Origin of the sequence: Achromobacter sp. 77 (genome assembly GCF_020541125.1) — a bacterium.
In the GTDB taxonomy this organism is placed as follows: Bacteria; Pseudomonadota; Gammaproteobacteria; order Burkholderiales; family Burkholderiaceae_B; genus Achromobacter; species Achromobacter mucicolens.
Window position 1 is genome coordinate 261,193 of record NZ_CP059848.1, and the last position, 19,907, is coordinate 281,099.

A 19,907-nucleotide genomic window follows, 5' to 3' on the forward strand; every position below is an offset into this window, starting at 1 on the left:
TCAGGCCTGCGCGGGCAACGAAAAGTAGAACACCGCGCCCACCGGGCTGTTGGGCCGCGCCCACATCTGGCCATGATGCAGCTGGATGATTTCGCGGCAGATGGCCAGGCCCATCCCCAAGCCTTTGGTCTTGGTGGTGAAGAAAGGATCGAACAGTTTTTTCACCGACGCCGCATCGATGCCGCTGCCGGTATCAAACACTTCCACCAGCAGTTCGTCCGTCGAAGACGGCCGGGTGACGACGCGCAACTGCCGCGCGCCTGGCGCCTGCTTCATGGCATCGACCGCGTTGACATACAGGTTGAGCAGGACCTGCTGAAGCTGGACGCGGTCGCCGCTCGTGTGCAGGGGCGCATCGGCCAGATCCAGCATGACGTCGACGTCGCTGAAATCGAGCTCGGATCTCAGCAGCGCCAGGGTTTCCTTCACGAGTCCATTCAGTTCGACGGGGGCGAAGGCTGGCGGCGCCTTCTTGATGAGCGCTCTCACGCCGGAAATGATCGAGCCGGCGCGTTGGCCGCTTTGCACGATGCGCCGCAATGATTCCGCGACCTCTTCGGTGTTGGGCGGGGTGCGCGCGATCCAGTTCAGCGCCGCCTGCGCTTCCGTCAGCACCGCCGAGACCGGCTGGCTGACATCGTGGGCGATGGAGGCGGTCATCGAGCTGACAGTGGTCATGCGGGTGACGTGAGCCAGATCCGACTGGATCTGCTGCATCTTGGTCTCTGCGGCCTTGCGTTCGGACAGGTCGAGCACAAACGAGACGCCCTGGTTGTCGCCGGCGGCAAACCGGGCCGCGCCGAGCAGCACCGGCACGCGCCGGCCATCCTTGCGGATCAGTTCGGTTTCCACCGGTTCGGCGGTCTCGCGCAGCAGCAGCTCGTCCAGCGTCACCGGGCCGCCGCGCGACACAAGCGCGGTCCACTTCAAGCGGCCCGCGCTGACATCGTCGCGGTCGTAACCGGTCATGGACAGGAAGAGGTCGTTGGCTTCCAGCACTTGCCCCTCGATGCTCCAGAACCAGATCCCGATGATGTTGGCTTCGACCAGGCGTTGAATCCGGGCCTCGCGCTGCGCCAGGTCACGGTATAGCCGCGCGCGTTCGATCGCGATGGCGGCCTGCGAGGCCAGCAGACGCAGAACGGCGGTGCGGTGCGGCGCAAAGACGCCGCGCGCCAGGGTGTTTTCCAGGTACAGCACGCCGATGGATTTGGACTGCGTGGTCAGCGCCAGGCACAACACCGACGGCAGCCGCGCGGCGCGCACGTAGGGGTCGCCGGTGAAGGCGCCGGCGCTCCACGCATCGTCCAGCACGATGGTTTCACCCGTGCGCCAGCCGTAGTTCACGATCTGCTGCGGCAGGCCGGCCTCGTCCAGCGACTGCGCGCGCTGGCTGATCGCAACGGAATCGCCGGACGTGGTGGCAATGGCGCGCACATACAGGTCACCATCGGCATGCAGGACGAGCACGCCGCGCGTGGCGCCGGCTTGCTCCAGCGCGATCTTCATCAGCTTGTCGAGCAGCGTCTGCAAGTCCAGCGCACTGGCGAGCGCGCGGGAGATGTCGATGACGGTGGCCAGATCCAGGCTTTCAACCGGCGTTTCGATCGTGGAATCGTGGGCGGCGCTACCGCGATCCACGAACAGCGTGGGGTGCAGCGCATCGATCTGCCTGACCTTGCCGGACGCGCCCCAATGCTGATAGCAGGCGCGCGCGTGTTGCAGGTACGTATGCGCGATGCGTTGCTGGCCACGGCTTTGGAAAAACCGTGCGGCGCATTCATTGGCCAGCCCTTCGATGTGGACAAGGCCGTGATCGCTGGCGCAATGGATGGCATCGTCGTAGCGCTGCATGGCGTCCAGGATGTCGCCCTTTACCCGCGCGACTTCGGCGTCTATCAGCATCCGCTGGCTTTGGAAGTTGGACGGGCAGGACGCCGCCCACGGACGCAGCTTCGCCAGATGGACCTCTATCGCCGCAAGCGTGGCGGCTTGTCCCGCCGGACCTGCGGGCGTGGGGCACCAGGCGTGCGCCAGCGCGGAGTAGAAGTGAAACTCCATTTCCTCGACGAACGCCAGAGACGTCCAGACGAACCTTGAGGCTACCTCGCTTGCCCGCACGGCGTCCGGGAAATCGCCGCCGAACACCCTGGCCTGCAGCTTGCGCAGGTAATGCCAGCACGCCGTGACATTCCAGCCTGCCTCGGCCTGGAGCTTGCGCTCGAAATCGGCCTCGGTGAATCCGGCGTCGTCCAGCGTGCCGAAATGCGGCGTCATGCCTTGCAGCATCTTGGCCAGTTGCAGTTGCGACGTGTACCGGTCCAGGACTTCAAGCCCGGCCTTGCGCGCGAATGCCAGGCCGCGGCTGGCGTCGGCGCGGATGGTGTCCAGCGCGCCGCCGGTGGCCAGCATATGCGTGACCAGGCTGTTCAGCGCGAAGGATGCGTAGGTCCAGTCGCCCTGCTGGCTGGCCAGTTCGAAGGCGGTCTGCAGCAGGTTGCGCGCCTCGCTGATCGGCCGTGACCACGGAACGATCTGGCCACCGAACACCTGATAGACCCGCGCGGCGAAGCGGACCTGCGCGCGCTGCTGGATCAGGTCGACGCCCAGCTTGCCGAAGGCGTAGCCATCTGCGTAGTCACCGGTGCGCGCGGCCAGGATCATGCCCAGCCACGCATATCCCAGGCTGGACGCATCCGTGTTGCCGTGGCGCAGGCTCAGGTTGGCCATGCGCAGGATGACGCGCTCGCGCAGATTCGCAAAGAGCGTCCAGGCCGGCGGCAGCAGTGCGGTCAGCACGCCCATCGTCGCTTCCGTTTCCGGGTTTTCCATCGCGGGCAGGTCCAGCAGCGTCGCCGCGGGCCGGCCGGCCCGCAGCGCATTGAACTGGGCGTACTCGTCCGAGACGGCTTCCTCGGAAGGGTTGTCGGTCCAGTCGATGCCGGCGCGGCGAAGATAATGCAGCGCGGCCTGAATGGCCTCATGCCGCTCGCCCAGCGCCATGAAAACTTCCACGCGCAGCTGGGTCACGCGGGCCAGTTCCGTCAAGGGCGCGTCGCGCTCGCCCAGGCGGGCCAGCCGATGCCTGGCGCTGCCCATCGCGCCGCTGCGCAACTCGCACTCGGCGCGGGTGATCTCGATCGTGAAGGCAAGCGCGGGCTCGCGCTGTCGTCCGTCGTCGGACAGGAATGCGGAGGCCGCTTCCAGATAGCGGATGGCGGCCGAGTAATCGGCGGTGTCCGTGGCCAACGCGCCTGCCAGGGCATTCAGATGGGCAAGCCGGATGCGTTCTTCGGGGCTGTGGACAAGTTGCCATGCACGGTTGAACTGGTCGACCAGTTCAAAGGCGCGCGCCCTCAATTGTTCCGGTTCCAGGTCCTGGGCAAGACGGCGGCCGATCGACAGGTGAGTGGCCGCGCGCTGCCGTTCGGGAATCAGCCCGTAGCTGGCCGCCTGCACCCGGTCGTGCGGAAAGCGGTACACGTCGCCGCTACGAAAGACGAGGCTCTGGCGCTCGCACTCGCGCATTGCCGTGGCAACGTCGAGCCGCGGCCAGCCCAGCGCCGCCGCCAGCTTGTCCAGCGAGGCGTCGTGCCCAAGGCAGGCCATGTGTTGAATCGCTTCGCGGCTGTCGCGCGGCAAGCGCTCGACCTGCTGGAGGATGATGCCGACCACATTGTCGGTATAGGCCTGTTCGCGGATGGCATCCGCATCCCAAAGCCAGCGCTGGCGCCCCACGTCGTAGCGCAGCAACCCCTCGGCCGCAAGCGTGGACAGGAACCGGAGCACGAAGCAGGGGTTGCCGGCCGTCTTGGCCTGCACCAGGGCGACGAGCGGATCGATCCACGGCGACCTGCTTTGCAGCGCATCGGCGATCAGGTGGGCGCAGTCGCGCGCCTGCAGATTGTGGAGCGCGAGTTCGGTGAGGGGGATCGCGCTGGCGCGCAGGCCAGCGATGAACGCCGCCAGCGCGTGGCGCGCCGTCATGTCCTCGGCCCGATACACGCCCACGACCAGGATGTTCTGCAGACCGGTCTGCGCAAGCTGTTCGATCACGCGCAGGGTCGCGGCGTCGGTCGACTGCAGGTCGTCCAGGAACAGGATCAGCGGATGGCCCGGCGACGAGAACGCGCAGAACAGATGCTGAAAGGCCAGGAGCAGCCGTGCCTTGGCGTCCGCCTCGGCCAGCAGGCCCCTGGCGTCCGGCACGATCAGCGCCAGTTCGGGAATCAGCGTGAGCAGGCTGCCGCCGCCGGCCGAGACCACCACGCGCAGTTTCTCCCGCCACTCTTCCAGGTCGCTTTCGTTCTTGGCAAGCACCGCCTGAAGCAGGCCTCTTGCCGCCTCGACCAGCGCGGCGTAGGGGCCGGCGTGGCTGTGAGGATCGCCCTTGCCCTTGGCAAGCAAGGTGTATTCGCTGCCGACAACGCGATGCAGCTCTTCGATCAGGATCGACTTGCCGACGCCCGCCTCGCCTGAGATGAGCACGACCTCGGCGCGCCCGGACCCCGCCACCCGGCCCATGGCGCCCAGTAGGACGTCGAGCTCGGCGCCTCTGCCGTACAGGGTTGCAGGCACGCGCACGCGGCCAGGATGGTCGTAGCGGCCCAATGCGAAGTCCGGCGCGGCGTCGGGGTCCATCATCAGCGCGGCCAGACAGCACTGCAGGTCGGCCGCCAGCCCCTCCGCCGTCTGATACCGGTCGTCCGGCGACTTTTCCAGCAGCTTCATGACGATGGCCGACAGTGTCGCGGGTATTGCGTTGCGTCGTTCGGCAGGCGTGACCGGCACGCGCGCGGAATGGCTGTGCAGCCACGTCAGCGCCGACTCGCCTTGAAAAGGCAGCTCGCCGGTCAGGGCCTCGTAGAACACGACGCCCAGCGAATACAGGTCCGAGCGCGCGTCGGCGCGATGCCCGGCGCGGCCGGATTGTTCGGGCGCCATGTAGGCGAGGGTGCCGACGATGTCTGCTGGCTGCGAGCCCGGCGCCGCCTGATAGGCGCCGAGCGGCGTGGAGAAAGAAAAGCCGGTCAGGTGGGCGGCGTCGTCATGGGCGTTGAACAGGATGTGCGCGGGCTTGAGATTCCGATGGATCAAGCCGGCGTTGTGCATTTGCCCAAGGGCGTTCGCCGCCGCGATGGCCAAGCGCAGAAATGCCTTGGCGGGCATGGGCTGCGGACGATGCGACGCCAGGGGCTGACCGCCGGGATCCTGCAGATACAGGACGGTGGAGCCGCCCACGCGCGCCAGCGCGGTCGGTACGGCGGCCCAGCCGGGATGCAGGTAGTCGCGCAGGCCGTATTCCTGGTCCAGCAGGTGGCGCGCGCATTCCGAGCTGTCGTTCGGCCGCAGCCAGACGGCAAGGGTGGCGTCGCCGCGTCCGAAGACCCGGTCGCCGTCCACCCACAGAACCTCGAAACGGGCCCCGTTGACTGCCTCGAAACGAGGAGTACTTTCCATGTCGCACACCCAGCCGAGGCCTGTCGGCGCGCGGCAATAATCCCTGTCGGCGCAATTCTAATCAGGAATTATGCGTCTCATGTAACGGTGTGTGCAGCAGCGCCGGGTGTTGTGTTGATTCCGCCTATTGCACGATCGGCGCCACGAAGTGCGAGACCCGCGGGGGCGCGTCGCCGATGTGGAAGGCGCGCACTTCGGCTTGCTGGTCCGCGTCGGCGTGGGTGACGCGTTCGTGCTGGCGCAGATGCTCCAGCCAGGAGGTCACGAGGAAGTATTCCAGGTAGCGGCCGGGTTGGGCGGCGTCTTCGAAGATGCCCCAGGCGTATGCGCCATCGCGGCGGCGCTCGGCGCCTGCGTGCTGCATGGCGCGCACGAAGGCCGCGCCTTGCGCCGGGTCGATCAGGTATTCGACCGTGATCATGACCGGGCCACGATCGTGCGACACCTCTTGATCGATCAGCGGCTCGGGCCAGTGCATTGACGGCGCAAGGTCCAGGTCCGCGCCCAGCTGCAGCTTGGCCTTGCGGGTCAGCAGCATCGCAACCACCGATCCGGCGGCGGCGATCAGCAGCGCGGCGGGCACGCCGGCACGCACCGCCGTCTGCCCCCAGATCATGCTGCCCGCGGTCATCGACCCAAAGAATACCGTCACGAAGATCGCCAGGCCCCGGGCACGCACCCAGTCCGGCAGCGCCACCTGCGCCGAGACGTTGAGCGAGGTCAGCACCATGATCCACGAGGCGCCCGCCAGGAAGCTGAACGCACCGGCCACCACGGGATGCGGCACCACCGCAAACACCACCAGCGTGAACGCCGTGCCCAGCGTGCCGGCCATGACGCTGCGGTCAGGGCCCAGCTTCTTGCGCAGCGGCGGCAGCACCATCGCGCCGATCACCGCGCCCGCCCCGACGCAGCCCAGAATGATGCCGTAGAGCAAGGCGCCGCCCTGCAGCACCTGACGCACGATCACCGGCAGCAAGGCCCAGTAGGCGCTGGCAAACAGGAAGAACGCAACGGCGCGAACCAGCGTGGACTTGAGCGGCTTGCTGTGCAGCGCAAAGCGCACGCCGGCACGCATGGCATGAAACAGCTGCTCGCGTGGCAGGCGCTTTTCAGCGGCGGCGGGCGGCTTCCACCAGATCAGCGCGGCCACGACCACGATGAAGCTGACCGCATTGACGAAGAACGGAATCGCCACGCCGATGCTGGTAATCAGCACGCCGGCCAGCGCCGGACCAATGGCGCGGCTGACGTTGATGCCCACGCTGTTGGTGGCGATGGCCTGCTGCAGCGAAGGGCGCGGCACAAGGCTGGGGACGATGGCCTGCCAGGCCGGCGCCGACAGCGCCGTGCCGATACCCATCAGCAACGTGAAGCCCAGCAGCACCCACGGGGTCGTCAGGCCAAACCACACCACCAGCCCCAGTGCCAGCGCAATGACGCCCATCGCAATCTGCACCGTCAGCAGCAGCTTGCGGCGGTCCATGGTGTCGGCCAGCGCACCGGCCAGGAGCGACAGCAGGAAGACGGGCAAGGCGCCCGCCGTCTGCACCAGCGCCACGAACATCGGCGAGGGCGACAGCGAGGTCATGAGCCAGCCCGCGCCCACGTCGTGCATCCACGTGCCGATGTTCGACAGGACGGTGGCAATCCAGATCACCGTGAACGCGGAGTAGGCGAACGGCGAGGAAGGCGGGGCGGGGTTGGCGGGCTGGGCGTCGGCGGTCGTCATGGCGTGGCAGGCTGCGGGAGAAAGCAAAAAGGTCCGCAGCCGCTGCAAGAGCGGCTGCGGACCCCAGGGGCATCAGCGGGCGATGACGGGCGCGGCCACCGGCGCGATGGCGTCGTGGGCGGTCTGCGTGCGCTGACCGGCCTTGTGCACCATCGTGTAGGCGTAGTCCACGCCCATGCCGTAAGCGCCCGAGTGTTCCTTGACGATTTCCATCACGGCATCGTACGAGTCGCGGCGGGCCCAGTCACGCTGCCACTCCAGCAGCACCTGCTGCCAGGTGACCGGCACGACGCCGGCCTGGATCATGCGCTGCATGGCCATGTCGTGCGCTTCCTTGGACGTGCCGCCGGACGCGTCGGAGACCATGTAGATCTCGTATTCGCCTTCCAGCATGGCGCACAGCGCAAACGTGGTGTTGCAAACTTCGGTCCAGAGACCGGCCACGACGACCTTCTTGCGGCCATTGGCGGCCAGCGCGTCGCGCACCTTCTGGTCGTCCCACGAGTTCATCGAGGTGCGTTCCAGGACTTTCTGGTTCGGAAACACGTCGAGCAGTTCGGGGTAGGTGTAACCCGAGAACGACTCGGTCTCGACGGTGGTGATGGTGGTGGGAATGCCAAACACCTTGGCGGCCTTGGCCAGACCCACGGCATTGTTCTTCAGCGTCTGGCGGTCGATCGACTGCACGCCAAAGGCCATTTGCGGCTGGTGATCGATGAAGATGATCTGGCTGTTCTGCGGGGTCAGGACTTCGAGCTTTGCTTGGGACATGAAAATCACCTTGGTTTGAAATGGAGGGGCCTTAACGAGAATGTCAGGATAGGGGAAACGTTCGCGTCTCGACATTGTTCGAAGGTATGGCGCGTCCCCCCCTCAAGTAGGGTCAGCCGGGGCGCGTTTGATGCCCAGGGTGGCCAGCGCGGCGACGATGGGCGGCAGGATGAAACACCACATGAGGGACGCCCAGTACAGCAGCGCGGCAATGGCGCAGCCGGACGCAAACGCCGCCAGAGCGGGCAGCATCTTGCGCAGGCGGGCGACGGCGGCCGTGCGCGCCTCGCCGGAGACGCCCTTGCAGAGGTCGGCAAGGTCGATCATCACCTGCGTGGTGGTGCCGGTCATGAGCGTGGACGGCGGCGCGCTGCCCAGATGCATGCGCTGGATCGCATTCTGGATACCCATGGCCGCGACCAGCAGCATGCCGCCAATCACGGCAACGGGCGCATCGCTGTCGGGAAACGGTCCGTAGGCGATGAGGACGGCAGCGGCGGCGGCCAGCAGCAGCACCTTCGCGCACATGAGCTTGGACATCGCCGTGTCCGCGGCCGCGAAGCCGGACGCAAACAGGCGCGTCAGCACGACGACGGCACAAAAGAGCGGCAAGGCCAGGAGCTTGGCGAAGGCGCCGGTCGTGCCGTGGACGAAGGCGGCGCCCAGCGTGACGAAGTTGCCCGTCACGTGCGCCGTGAACAGGCCGTTCAGCGCCAGGAACCCCGCCGTATCGACGTATCCCGCGTTAAAGCCCAAGAGGCCGGTGAATCGGGGAGATACGGGGGTCTGTTCCATGATGTGCAAGGTAAGTGTTGATGGCGCGGTGCCCGCTGGACCGGCGGTGCGGCCGGCGCGACGGACACTGCGTAGGCCGATACGACGGCCGCTACCGCCGTTCGTTCAGGTCCTGCCAGATCACCAGCAGGAACCCGCCCACCAGCCCAAGGTGCTCGAAGAACGAGTTGGCGGCGAAAAAGCGCGCCTGGCCGGGCGGCATCTCCCAGAACTGCAGGGCGACGAAGGTGGCGAGCAGCGTGAAGATCGCCAGCCCCAGCGCGCCGATCCAGCGATGCCATCCGATCAGGATCATGAGCGAGGCGATGAGCTCAAGCGCGATCACGACCACGGCGAAGAACGGCGCGGGCGTAAGCCCGAAATGGGTCATTTCGGCAATGGCGCCGGGAAAGTCGGTCAGCTTGACCAGCCCGCCCTGAAGATACGCCGCGCACAAGCCCAGGTAGGCGGCAAAGCGGGCAACGCGGCCCCCGAGAATGGGGCGCGCGATGCCGGCCAGCGAGGTTGAAATGCTCGACATGGGTTCGGTTCCTTACACGGCCCAGCACGAGCAACCCAGCGCGCCGAAGAACGACTTCTGGTCCGAGGCCGGCACGCTGGAGGCCCACGCGTTGGCATGGCTGTGCCCATGCAGGCCGCACGCGCTGGCGCAACCGCAGGCCGCGGCAAAGCGTTTGTAGTCGAGCGAATTGCGTCCCGCGCCTTCCGGGTCGCCCCAGGCGGCATAGCCGCCGAACAGGCGCGTGGGCGACCAGTCGGGCATGGCGGGCGGCGGCGCGTTTTCGTCGAGCTTGGCGAAGTCGCCGGCGCCGTAGACCACGCGCCCGCCCACCACGGTCAGGTCTGACGTCAGGAACGAAATCTCTTCATCGGCCACCGCGAAGTAATCCTGGGACGGGACCATCAGATCGGCGAACTGGCCCACCTGGATGCGGCCGCGCTTGCCTTCGTCGTTGGAGAACCACGCGACGTTCTCGGTCCACATGCGCAGGGCCGTTTCGCGGTCCAGCAGGTTTTCATGCGGATACAGCGGCATGCCGCCGACGGTCTTGCCCGTGGTCATCCACGATAGCGAAATCCACGGGTTGTAGGACGCGACGCGCGTGGCGTCGGTGCCGGCGGACGTTTTCACGCCTTTTTCCAGAATGCGCTTGACCGGGGGCGTGGCTTGCGCGGCCTTCGCGCCGTAGCGCTCGACAAAGTATTCGCCCTGGTATGCCATGCGGTGCTGCACGGCAATGCCGCCGCCCAGTGCGGCGATCCGGTCGATGGACTTGTCCGAGATCGTCTCGGCGTGATCGAAGAACCAGTTGATGCCCGTGAGCGGCGTGTCGCGATGCACTTTCTCGAATACGTCCAGCGCGCGCGTGATCGTTTCGTCGTAGGTTGCGTGCAGGCGCCACGGCCACTTGTTCTGGACCAGGACGCGAACGACCTCTTCCAGTTCGCCTTCCATCTCCGGCGGCATGTCCGGGCGTTCGACCCGGAAGTCCTCGAAGTCGGCCGCCGAGAACACCAGCATCTCTCCGGCCCCGTTATGCCGGAAGTAATCGTCGCCCTGCTTGTACTTGACCGAAGACGTCCAGTTCAGGAAGTCCTCTTTCTCGTGCTTGGGCTTTTGCGTGAAGAGGTTGTACGCAAGCCGCACCGTCAGCTGGTTGTCGTCGGCCAGCTTCTGGATGACGGCATAGTCGTCCGGATAGTTCTGATAGCCGCCGCCGGCGTCGATGACGCCCGTGACGCCCAGCCGGTTCAGCTCGCGCATGAAATGGCGCGTGGAGTTCAGCTGGTAGTCGAATGGCAGCTTCGGGCCCTTGGCAAGGGTTGAATACAGGATCGTGGCGTTGGGTTTGGCCAGCAGCAGGCCGGTCGGATTGCCATTCGAGTCCCGGATGATCTGTCCACCTTCGGGGTCCGGCGTGGCGCGGGTGTAGCCCACCACGCGCAGCGCCGCAGCATTCAGCAGCGCGCGATCGTACAGATGCAGCAGGAACACCGGCGTGTCCGGTGCGACCGCGTTGATTTCCTCGATGGTCGGCAGACGCTTTTCAATGAACTGATGCTCGGTGAATCCGCCCACCACGCGCACCCATTGGGGCGCGGGTGTATTGGCAACCTGCCGGCGCAGCATCTCCATGGCATCCGCCAGCGACCGCACGCCGTCCCAGCGCAGCTCCATGTTGTAGTTCAGGCCGCCGCGCACGACGTGCGTGTGGTTGTCGTAAAGCCCGGGCAGGACGCTTTTCTTTTTCAGGTCAACCAGCCGGGTGTTCGATCCCGCCAGGCGCAGGACGTCCCGGTCGCTGCCCACCGCGACGAACTTGCCGCCCTTCACGGCGACGGCGTCCGCTTCCGGATTGGCGCGGTCCAACGTGGTGAAGCGGCCGTTGTAGAAAATCACCTCCGGGGGACCGTCTGCCAGCGGCGTGCCGGTCTGAGACTGCGACCCGGCGTTTGCCCGGCCGGCCCACATGCTGTTGAGCGCAAACGCTGAAGCCAGCGAAGACGCCGCTCCCAGGACTTGTCGACGCGAAGCCATGCCACTCTCCTCGATTAATTTCGCGGAGGGTAGGTTTTCATGGCGTCCGCCGGGGCGCAATCCGACATTAGGTTCGTCACCCTATACCTTCGACGAATGGCGTCGGCACGGCGCGCACGCGTATCGTCTTGCGGTTTGCGTGCTGCGCAAGGCACAGGAGTATGAGATGAAAGTTGGCCGCGACGCGCGCAAACGGGTTCTGGTTGGTGGATGCGCGGTGGCCGCGCTGTGTGGCGCGGTGGGCAGCGCGTCGGCGCAATCGTCCGTCACGCTATACGGCCGGCTCAACACGGCGCTGGAATACGGCTGGATCAGCGGCGCCGACAATGCCGGCTCGGGCTCACGCATGACGAACAACCGGTCGGTGTTCGGCTTTCGCGGCGAAGAGGACCTGGGCGATGGCCTGTCGGCGATCTTTCAGATCGAGAGTGGCATTGCGCCCAACACCGGGCAAGGCGAGATCGCCAGCCGGAACACGCGCCTTGGGCTGGCATCGCCCTACGGCACGTTCTTTCTGGGCAATTGGCACACGGCCTACACCGAGTCGACCATGAAAATGGATCCCTACTATCCGATGACGGCGGGATACATGGCGTTGATGGGCAACGGCTCGGCGTCCAGCTCGGGCAACGTCGAGAACACGAGTTCGTTTGATCGACGCCAGAAAAATTCGCTGCATTTCCGGTCCGCGGACTGGCATGGCTTGAGCGCTGGATTCACGTGGGGCCTGCCGCAGGAACGCATGACGACGCCGCGCAATCCCCAACTGTTCTCCTGGTCCGCCGCCTACAAGGACGGACCGCTGGCGCTGGTGGCGGCCTATGAGCTGCACAAGAACTATCAGATGGCCGACTCGCACGACGATGCCATCAAGCTGGGCGCCACATATTCGTTTCCGTCCACCACGATCAACTTCGTCGTCGAGCAGCTGCGCTACCAGACCGCATCCGGCGATCTGCGCCGCAAGGGTTACTACGTGTCCGTGGTGCAGAAGCTGGGCACCGGCAGCCTGAACGCGTCCGTCGGGTACGCCGCCAACGGCACCGGGCCGTCTACCCAGCGGGTGGGCTACGTCCGTAGCGGCCAGGACACCGGCGCGGTCCAGTACACGCTGGGCTATGAGCAGCCCTTTTCCAAGCGCACTTCTGTGTATGCGTACTACTCGAAGATCAAGAACCGCTCGAATGCGGCGTACGACTTCGCCATCAATGCGCTGGGCGTGACCGCTGGCGCCAGCCCGCAGACCATCGCGTTGGGACTGCGGCACAGCTTTTAGAATTGGTGAGAATTAACGATTCATTAATTCTTCGCCCTCTATAGTCGCGCTCGTCAGCCGGCGCGGGCCCGTTCAGGGTCCAAGCGCTTGTCCAGCGCGAATTGTCATGAGCCGGCTGCCAACAACAACAAAAGGCGAATGATGAATCTGGCAGCCATGAAAGTGAGTTCGCGTCTTGCGATCGGTTTTCTCTTGCTTGTTCTTGCGTTGATGGTGCTTGGGGGCCTGTCCCTGTACGCCGTGAGGACGCTGGACAAGTCGATGTACGACATCGTGAACGTGAACAACCAGCAGTTGAAGCTGGCGCTGCAGATGCGCGAGCTGGTGCAGGGCCGGGCGATCGTGGTGCGCAACATCGTGCTCTACACGGACCCGCAAGCCGTGGCCAATGAGATCGCCCGGGCCGAAGACATGGCGGCGCGCTATCGCCAAGCCAATGAACGTCTTGCGCAGATGTTTGCGAGCGATGCCAATACCCTTGCCGCGGAAAGGGATCTGCTGGCCGCCGCCCGCCGCGCGGAACAGGACGCGACGCCCATCTACCTGCGTGCGCTGGAAGCCGGGCGCCAGAACAACACCCAGGAAGCCGCCCGCATTCTGCGGGAAGAACTGCGCGCCAAGCAGGACGCGTGGCTCGACCAGTTGCTGTCGCTCGCCAACCTTGAATCCCAGCTCAACGATGAATCGGCGCGGCAGGCGGCGGCGACGTCGGCGCGTCTGCAGAGCACGATCATCGTGATCATGTCGATCGCCGTGCTGGTGGGCGTCCTGTCGGCGTGGCTGGTCACGCGCAGCATCCTGCGGCAGCTGGGCGGAGAACCCGCCGACGCGCAGAAGCTGGCCGGCGCCATTGCCAGCGGCGATCTCACGACGGCGCTCAAGCTCGATGAGCGGGATCATTCGAGCCTGATGTATTCGCTGGAAACGATGCGCAGGCAGCTTGCGTCGACGGTCGGCACGATCGTCAGCGCGGCGGAATCCATCTCGACGGCGTCGGCGCAGATTGCCGAAGGCAATGCCGACCTGTCGCAACGCACCGAGGAGCAGGCCGCATCGCTTGAGGAAACGGCCGCGAGCATCGAAGAGATGACCTCGACGGTGCGGATGAACCAGGACAATGCGGCCAGCGGCAGCAGCCTTGCCGTCGATTGCAGCCAGCTCACGGTTGAAGCGGGCCGCGTGGTGGGCCAGGTGGTCGATGCGATCGGGGCGATCTCGGCCGATGCGCAGCGCATGGGCGAGATTGTGTCGGTGATCGATAGCATCGCCTTCCAGACGAACATTCTTGCGCTCAATGCGGCCGTGGAAGCGGCGCGCGCCGGCGAACAGGGCCGCGGCTTCGCCGTGGTGGCGACGGAAGTGCGCGCGCTGGCGCAGCGCAGCGCCACGGCCGCCAAGGAGATCAAGGGCTTGATCGAGAACTCCCAGCGTGCGGTGGAGGGCGGCGAGTCGATGGCGGCCACGGCGGGTGGGCAGATGGAGAAGGTGCTCGACGCCGTGGCAAGGCTCAAGGAGGTGACCGTTGAGATCGCCTCGGCCTCGGCCGAGCAGACTGCCGGCATCGAGCAGGTGAACGTGGCGGTGTCGCAAATGGACACGATGACGCAACAGAATGCGGCGTTGGTCGAAGAGTCCGCTGCGGCGGCCGGCGCAATGGCCACGCAGGCGAAAGAGCTCTTGCAGGCGGTGGCGCGCTTCAAGACGGAACGGCAGCCTGGCGCGGCGCAGCCCGGCCCGCGTTACGAGCGGTTGGCGCTGGCAGCACCTGCGCACGCCTGAGGCCGCAACCTGACCGTATGATGCGGCCTGGGGCGGCGAGCGCGCGGCCCCATGCAGCAGCTGTCAACGCACACGGAAGGGGAATACTGACATGCGAGTTCTGTTGGTTGAGGACGACGCGATGTTCGCGGACGCGTTGACGCTGGCGCTCGAGGAATTGGACTTCGCGGTGACGCTCGTGCAGGACGTCGAAGCCGCCAAGGTGCTGCTGCTGCAGCACGCCTTCGCGCTCGTGCTGCTGGATATCGGGCTACATCGCGGTTCGGGATTGGATGTGCTGCGTTTTGTGCGCCGGCGCGGCGATGACGTGCCGGTGATCCTGATTACCGCGCGGGACGCGTTGAGCGATCGCATCAGGGGGCTTGATATTGGCGCCGATGATTACGTCATCAAGCCGTTCGAGCCCGCGGAGCTGTTTGCCCGCATGCGCGCCCTGCTCAGGCGCAGCGGCGTTCCGGGCGACAAGATCCTGGCCTGGCGTCATGTGAAGCTGGATCCGGGCCGGCGCGAAGCCTTCGTCGACGAGGCGCCGACACGGTTGTCGGAGCACGAGTTCCGCACGCTGGAGATGCTTCTCAGGCACGCGGACCGGCTGGTGTCCACGGAAGAGCTGCGCGTGCACCTGTATGGCGCGGGCCGGCCTGGCGAGAGCAACACGATCGCCGTGTTCGTTCATTCGCTGAGAAAGAAGCTGGGCAAGGACATCATCGAAAATGTTCATGGTCAAGGCTACCGGCTGGCCCGGGATAGCGGCTGATGCGGCGGGTCACGAATTCGTTGCGCGCACAGGTCCTGTTGGGCATCTTCAGCGCGCTGCTCGTGTCGTGGCTGGTGCAGTTTGGCTTGTATTGGAACAGCGTGACCCGGGCCGAATCCGGGTTGCGCGATCATGAATTGAGTGCCGTGGTCGACAGCATGGCCTTCTTTTTGGCGATGGTGCCCGCCACACAAGACATCACCCGCGAACTGCCGGTGCCCGCCTTCCTGGTGCGTCAGGCCGTCGGCAAGACCGAGATCCAGGTCTGGGACCGCGTGACGAATCGCCTGGTGCTGGCGTCCAAGGACGCGCCGCGCAAGCGGATGGGGCAGGGAAACACGGTTGGATTTTCGTGCGTCGTCCAGGATGGGGATACGTGGCGGGTGTACACGGGGCTGGACGAGTCCGCGCGCTTCGAAATCGTCGCGGGCACGCCGACGCGAGCGTTCTATGCCGGCCTTGCCGCCCGGTTCGAGCTGGGCTCGATCATCACGTTGCTGATGTTTGCCGGGATCGGGGGCGTCACGATGCTGGTTGTCTGCCGTTCCGTGCGCAAGCTTGGCTGCGTGGCCAGGGAGATTGCCGAGGCTAGCGTGACCGACGGCGTGACCGTTGATGAGCGGGCCGTCCCCGCCGAGCTGGTGCCGTTGATACGCGCGATCAATGAGCGCCAGCGCCGGGTGGCGGCGTTGATCGAGAACGAGCGCCGGTTCATCGGCGATGCCGCCCACGAGCTTCGCACGCCGCTGGCGGTGCTGGCCGTGTATGCGGACACGGCGTATCGCGTCAACGATCCCGTGAAGGCCAGGATGCTGATGCAGAAGATCGCGCAGACCACGCGCCGCAGTTCCCGCATCGTCGAACAGCTGCTGGACCTGGCGCGCACGGACCGCAACGACATCCGGCTTGAGCCGGTGAACCTTGCGTCCGTGGTGGCCTTCGTGCTGCGGGACATGCAGGCCTCGTTCATCCATCGCGGCCAGCAGGTCACCGTGGATGCCGCGCCGGTCCTGATCATGGGCCAGGTGGATGCGCTGGGCATTCTGGTGCGCAATCTGGTGGACAACGCGGGCCGGTACAGCGGCGAGAACAGTGCGATCAGCGTTGCGCTGCATTGGGAGCCGGAGGGCGTCACGCTGGCGGTCGCGGACAACGGGCCCGGCATCGCGCGGCCATTGCGCGAGCGGATCTTCGATCCGTTCTATCGCGGACCGGGTGCGCCAAGCCATGGGAGCGGGCTGGGGCTGGCCCTGGTCGCCAGAATTGCCCGCTCGCACGAAGCGCGCGTGACCGTTGATGAAGGGCCCCAGGGGCGCGGCGTCTGCTTCAACGTGGTGTTCCCGCTGCCCGGCGCAGCGGCCGCCGGGCTTGCGTGACGAGGCCAAAGCAGAACGGTTTCCCGTGTCATTTTGTGACTGAATGCGGCGTTGCCAAGTGCGCTGTCCGCGCGCACATACGGCCAAAAGATGGTATCCGAAAACGGCTGATAATCGCGGGCGGATGGTATCCAATCTGCGGAAATAAATACTTTGGATAATATCTTCGCGGGTATGCCTAGCATTATCAGACGTATGCCGTAGACCTATTTTGATAATTAACGGGATATAACCCCGATTATTAACGGGGACGCAAAAAAAACCGTTATACAGTGCCTCCTTTTTTCGAGAGCTGACCCTAAATTCACGCCGGCTGCATTATTACTTGCCGATACTTTTTAAACATATCGGCAATAGGTGAAAGGAAGCTCGATTAATCCGGAGGATTGAAGTTTTGGCACACGGCACAAAGAAGTGGCTGACGGCGACGCTCGCCTTGAGCGCGTCCTATGTGGGCAGCGTCACCGCTGCGGACCTGACCATCGGGGCGGGCAATACGCAGGTGTTTGACGGGTCGGCCAACTTTCCCGGCGGAATCGATGTCAATGGCGGGACGGCGGTAATCGGCGGCAATGGGGGCGGCGCGGGCGTGACGATCGGCGGCAACGTCAACGCCATGTCCGGCGGCACCGTGGCGGGGTTTGGCGCGATCAACGGCGACCTGAACGTGACGGGCAATGCCCGCGTCGCGCCGGGATACTGGGTGGACACGCCCACCGGCGTTTCCAACGGCAATCTCGTTGTGAATGGCAACCTGGGCATCAACAACGGCGTCTTCGATTTCGAGACCGGCTATGCCGGACTGCCCATCACGCAACCCGGCACGGGCGACAACATCACGGTGGGCGGCAACGTGGCCCTGAACAACGCGACGTTGAACGTGAAGGTCAGCACGCACGGCGTCAACGCGGGCTTCTACCGCATCATGTCGTACGGCGGCACGTTGAGCGGCAGTGGCCTGACGCTGGGCACGGTCTCCGGCGACTCGGTGCCGGCCGCCACCATCCAGACGCTGACGGGTGACAAGCACATCAACCTGGTTCTGGGTCCCAGCACGACCAACTTGTGGAACGGCAATGGCGTGGCCTCCGCGGCCAACGCCGGCGGCGGCAACGGCACCTGGAGCGCCGCAAGCACGAACTGGAACAGCCCGACCAACGCCACCGGCGCGCTGCCCAGCGGCGGCTATGCGATCTTCACGGGCGCGGCGGGCACGGTCACCGTCGATGGCAGCGCGGGCCCGGTGCGCGTGTCGGGACTGCAATTCGCGACGGACCGGTATCGCCTGCAGGGCGCGCCGATCACGCTGGCCGGCACCGGCGGCAACCCGCCCGTCATCGTCGTCGGCGACGGCACGTATGCGGCGGGCAGGTTCGTGGACGTCATCGACAACCCGCTGCATGGCACCGAAGGCTTTGTGAAAACCGGCGTGGGCTCGATCATCCTGAACGGCGACAGCAGCAACCTGACCGGTCCGATCTTCATCGCCGACGGCGCGCTGGAGATCAACGGCAAGCTGAATGGCCCGATGGACATCGGCCGCGAAGTGGTGCTGGCCGGTGTCGGCCAAGTGGGCAGCACGACGCTGTACCCCACGGCCGTCATCTCGCCGGGCAACGACGGCACGCCGATGGGCACGCTGACGGTCAACGGCAACCTGAATTTCGGCCAGGACACGGTTTACCGCGTGCATGCCGATCCGGCCAGCACCCTGAGCGACCGCATCCACGTGACTGGCGTCGCCACGCTGGACGGCACCGTGGCACATGTGGGCCCGAACGGCAACTACGCGCCGCGCGCGACGTACAACATCCTGACGGCCGACGGCGGCATTCAGGGCCGTTTCACGGGCGTGTCTAGCGCATACGCGTTCCTGACGCCGTCGCTCAGCTATGACGCGAAGAATGCGTTCATGACGCTCGCGCGCAACGACGTGCCGATCGGCAGCGTCGGCGGTTCGGAAAACGAAACCAACGTGGGCGGTGCGCTGGACCAGCAGGCGCCGCCTTCGAGCGGCAATGGTTCGGCGCCGGCAGGCAACGGCGCCGCGCCGTCGGGTAGCGGTTCCAGCCAGGCTGGCAGCGGCTCGGCCCCGGCGGAAAATGGCGCGCCTTCGACCGGCAATGGTTCTGCGCCGACGGGCAATGGTTCCGCGCCGACGGGTACCGGCTCGGCCACCACCGGCACGGGTACGGCCTCGGCCGGCAGCGACGCTGCACCGGTCGTCACCCAACCCGTTGCGCCCGGCGCCGATTCGTCGCTGATTGCCAGCGCCAATGGCGCGGGCAAGGCGACGGGCGCCAGCCAGGTCACGGATGCCGTGCTGGCCATGACGCCGGGGCAGGCGCGCGCGGCGTTGAAGCAGTTGTCCGGCGAAGCGTACGCGAGCACGGGCAGCGTGCTGCAAACCCAGGGCGACGCCGTCACCACCTTGCCGCTGTCGCATCTGCGCGGCAATCTGGACGCGCCGATGCGCGCCGGCCGGCCGACGGCGCAGTTGGGCGCGACGTCCTCCGACGCCCTGCCGCAAAGCGGCGCATCGCCGATCTGGGCGCAGGCGTTCGGCAACTGGAGCACCTTCAACGGCGACGGCAATGCGTCCACCGTGCGTCAGTCCTCGGGCGGCCTGTTCGTGGGCGGCGATGGCGACGTGGGCGGCGGCTGGCGTCTGGGTGGCGCGGTCGGTTATACCGGCAGCCACAACTCGATCTCCGACGTGTCCTCGCGCATGAGCGTGGACAGCTACACGGCGACGGTCTTCGGCGGCAAGAACTTCGAAGCCGGTCCGGGACACGTGCGCTTCATGGCGGGCGCGGCCTACACCTGGCACGAGATCGACGCCAAGCGCAACGTCGCGGCGGGCAGCCTGAACCAGCGTCTGGAATCGTCCTACAACGCGTCGTCGACGCAGCTGTTCACGGAGCTTGGCTACAAGCTGCCGCTTTCGGACGCCTATGCGATCGAGCCCTTCGCCGGCGTGGCCTGGAACCAGATCCGCACGCGCGGCTTCCAGGAGACAGGCGGCTCTGCGGCCCTGCGCGGCCAGAGCAACACGGACGATGTGACGAGCACCACCCTGGGCCTGCGCGGCGCCATGCTGATCGGCACGGACAGCGCGCCTGGCCGCTTGACGGCGACGTTGGGCTGGCGCCACGCGATGGGCGATGTGAAGCCCACGCAGAAACTGGCCTTTGAAGGCGGCAGCACCTTCACGGTGTCGGGTGTGCCCATCGCGAAGAACGCGGCGGTGCTGGGCCTGGGCGCCGAAGTGGCGATCACGCGCAGCACGACCGCGGGCGTGGCCTACGACGCGCAGTTCGGCAGCGGCAACCGCCAGCAGTCGGGCATGTTCAAGCTGATGACGCGCTTCTGAGGCGCATGGGCGTGGCCGCATGACTGCCCGTAACGGCAGGATTGCGCGC

The 19,907-nt window shown here is 66.0% G+C and carries 11 protein-coding genes; 5 read left to right on the top strand and 6 right to left on the bottom strand.

Features of this window, described 5'->3' with window-relative positions; all coding sequences use genetic code 11:
- The 6 genes from H4P35_RS01240 to H4P35_RS01265 all read right to left on the bottom strand — a co-directional run bounded on the left by H4P35_RS01240 (position 1) and on the right by H4P35_RS01265 (position 11,180).
- Positions 1 to 5,460: an AAA family ATPase gene (locus H4P35_RS01240; protein ID WP_226847746.1), complete on the bottom strand. Its 5,460-nt coding sequence runs from the start codon at positions 5,458 to 5,460 to the stop codon at positions 1 to 3.
- 124 nt (positions 5,461 to 5,584) lie between these two features.
- Positions 5,585 to 7,192, bottom strand: coding sequence for an MFS transporter (locus tag H4P35_RS01245; protein WP_226847747.1), 1,608 nt, complete (start codon positions 7,190 to 7,192; stop codon positions 5,585 to 5,587).
- Between the two features lie 72 nt (positions 7,193 to 7,264).
- Positions 7,265 to 7,963 carry a hydrolase gene (locus tag H4P35_RS01250; protein ID WP_056319499.1) on the bottom strand — a complete coding sequence of 233 codons (699 nt, stop codon included), beginning with the start codon at positions 7,961 to 7,963 and terminating at the stop codon, positions 7,265 to 7,267.
- A 102-nt stretch (positions 7,964 to 8,065) separates the two neighbouring features.
- The gene (locus H4P35_RS01255) at positions 8,066 to 8,758 is read right to left on the bottom strand and encodes a YoaK family protein (RefSeq protein WP_226847748.1); all 693 of its coding nucleotides are present in this window, start codon (positions 8,756 to 8,758) and stop codon (positions 8,066 to 8,068) included.
- 91 nt (positions 8,759 to 8,849) lie between these two features.
- A complete protein-coding gene (locus tag H4P35_RS01260) occupies positions 8,850 to 9,278 on the bottom strand; it encodes a DoxX family protein (protein WP_226847749.1) in 429 nt (142 codons plus the stop codon).
- A gap of 12 nt (positions 9,279 to 9,290) precedes the next feature.
- Positions 9,291 to 11,180: an amidohydrolase gene (locus H4P35_RS01265; protein WP_226849422.1), complete on the bottom strand. Its 1,890-nt coding sequence runs from the start codon at positions 11,178 to 11,180 to the stop codon at positions 9,291 to 9,293.
- Between the two features lie 283 nt (positions 11,181 to 11,463).
- Between H4P35_RS01265 and H4P35_RS01270 the strand changes: the two genes are divergently transcribed.
- The 5 genes from H4P35_RS01270 (at position 11,464) to H4P35_RS01290 (ending at position 19,858) form a co-directional block, all read left to right on the top strand.
- The gene (locus H4P35_RS01270) at positions 11,464 to 12,573 is read left to right on the top strand and encodes a porin (protein ID WP_226847750.1); all 1,110 of its coding nucleotides are present in this window, start codon (positions 11,464 to 11,466) and stop codon (positions 12,571 to 12,573) included.
- A 156-nt stretch (positions 12,574 to 12,729) separates the two neighbouring features.
- Complete coding sequence (locus tag H4P35_RS01275) at positions 12,730 to 14,352, top strand: methyl-accepting chemotaxis protein (protein WP_226847751.1); 1,623 nt, start codon at positions 12,730 to 12,732, stop codon at positions 14,350 to 14,352.
- A 91-nt stretch (positions 14,353 to 14,443) separates the two neighbouring features.
- Positions 14,444 to 15,109: a response regulator transcription factor gene (locus tag H4P35_RS01280; RefSeq protein WP_152383175.1), complete on the top strand. Its 666-nt coding sequence runs from the start codon at positions 14,444 to 14,446 to the stop codon at positions 15,107 to 15,109.
- Positions 15,109 to 16,485 (top strand): sensor histidine kinase KdpD, encoded by a 1,377-nt coding sequence (locus H4P35_RS01285; protein ID WP_226847752.1) that lies wholly within the window; start codon positions 15,109 to 15,111, stop codon positions 16,483 to 16,485. The genes H4P35_RS01280 and H4P35_RS01285 overlap by 1 nt, the downstream gene beginning before the upstream one ends.
- A 394-nt stretch (positions 16,486 to 16,879) precedes the next feature.
- Positions 16,880 to 19,858: an autotransporter outer membrane beta-barrel domain-containing protein gene (locus H4P35_RS01290; protein WP_226847753.1), complete on the top strand. Its 2,979-nt coding sequence runs from the start codon at positions 16,880 to 16,882 to the stop codon at positions 19,856 to 19,858.
- The last annotated feature ends 49 nt before the right edge of the window (positions 19,859 to 19,907 follow it).

What these genes read in the sequence shown, in the direction of transcription:
- H4P35_RS01240 (WP_226847746.1), bottom strand. Translation starts at nt 5,460, where the DNA reads ATGGAAAGTACTCCTCGTTTCGAGGCAGTCAACGGGGCCCGTTTCGAG.
- H4P35_RS01245 (WP_226847747.1), bottom strand. Translation starts at nt 7,192, where the DNA reads ATGACGACCGCCGACGCCCAGCCCGCCAACCCCGCCCCGCCTTCCTCG.
- H4P35_RS01250 (WP_056319499.1), bottom strand. Translation starts at nt 7,963, where the DNA reads ATGTCCCAAGCAAAGCTCGAAGTCCTGACCCCGCAGAACAGCCAGATC.
- H4P35_RS01255 (WP_226847748.1), bottom strand. Translation starts at nt 8,758, where the DNA reads ATGGAACAGACCCCCGTATCTCCCCGATTCACCGGCCTCTTGGGCTTT.
- H4P35_RS01260 (WP_226847749.1), bottom strand. Translation starts at nt 9,278, where the DNA reads ATGTCGAGCATTTCAACCTCGCTGGCCGGCATCGCGCGCCCCATTCTC.
- H4P35_RS01270 (WP_226847750.1), top strand. Translation starts at nt 11,464, where the DNA reads ATGAAAGTTGGCCGCGACGCGCGCAAACGGGTTCTGGTTGGTGGATGC.
- H4P35_RS01275 (WP_226847751.1), top strand. Translation starts at nt 12,730, where the DNA reads ATGAAAGTGAGTTCGCGTCTTGCGATCGGTTTTCTCTTGCTTGTTCTT.
- H4P35_RS01280 (WP_152383175.1), top strand. Translation starts at nt 14,444, where the DNA reads ATGCGAGTTCTGTTGGTTGAGGACGACGCGATGTTCGCGGACGCGTTG.
- H4P35_RS01285 (WP_226847752.1), top strand. Translation starts at nt 15,109, where the DNA reads ATGCGGCGGGTCACGAATTCGTTGCGCGCACAGGTCCTGTTGGGCATC.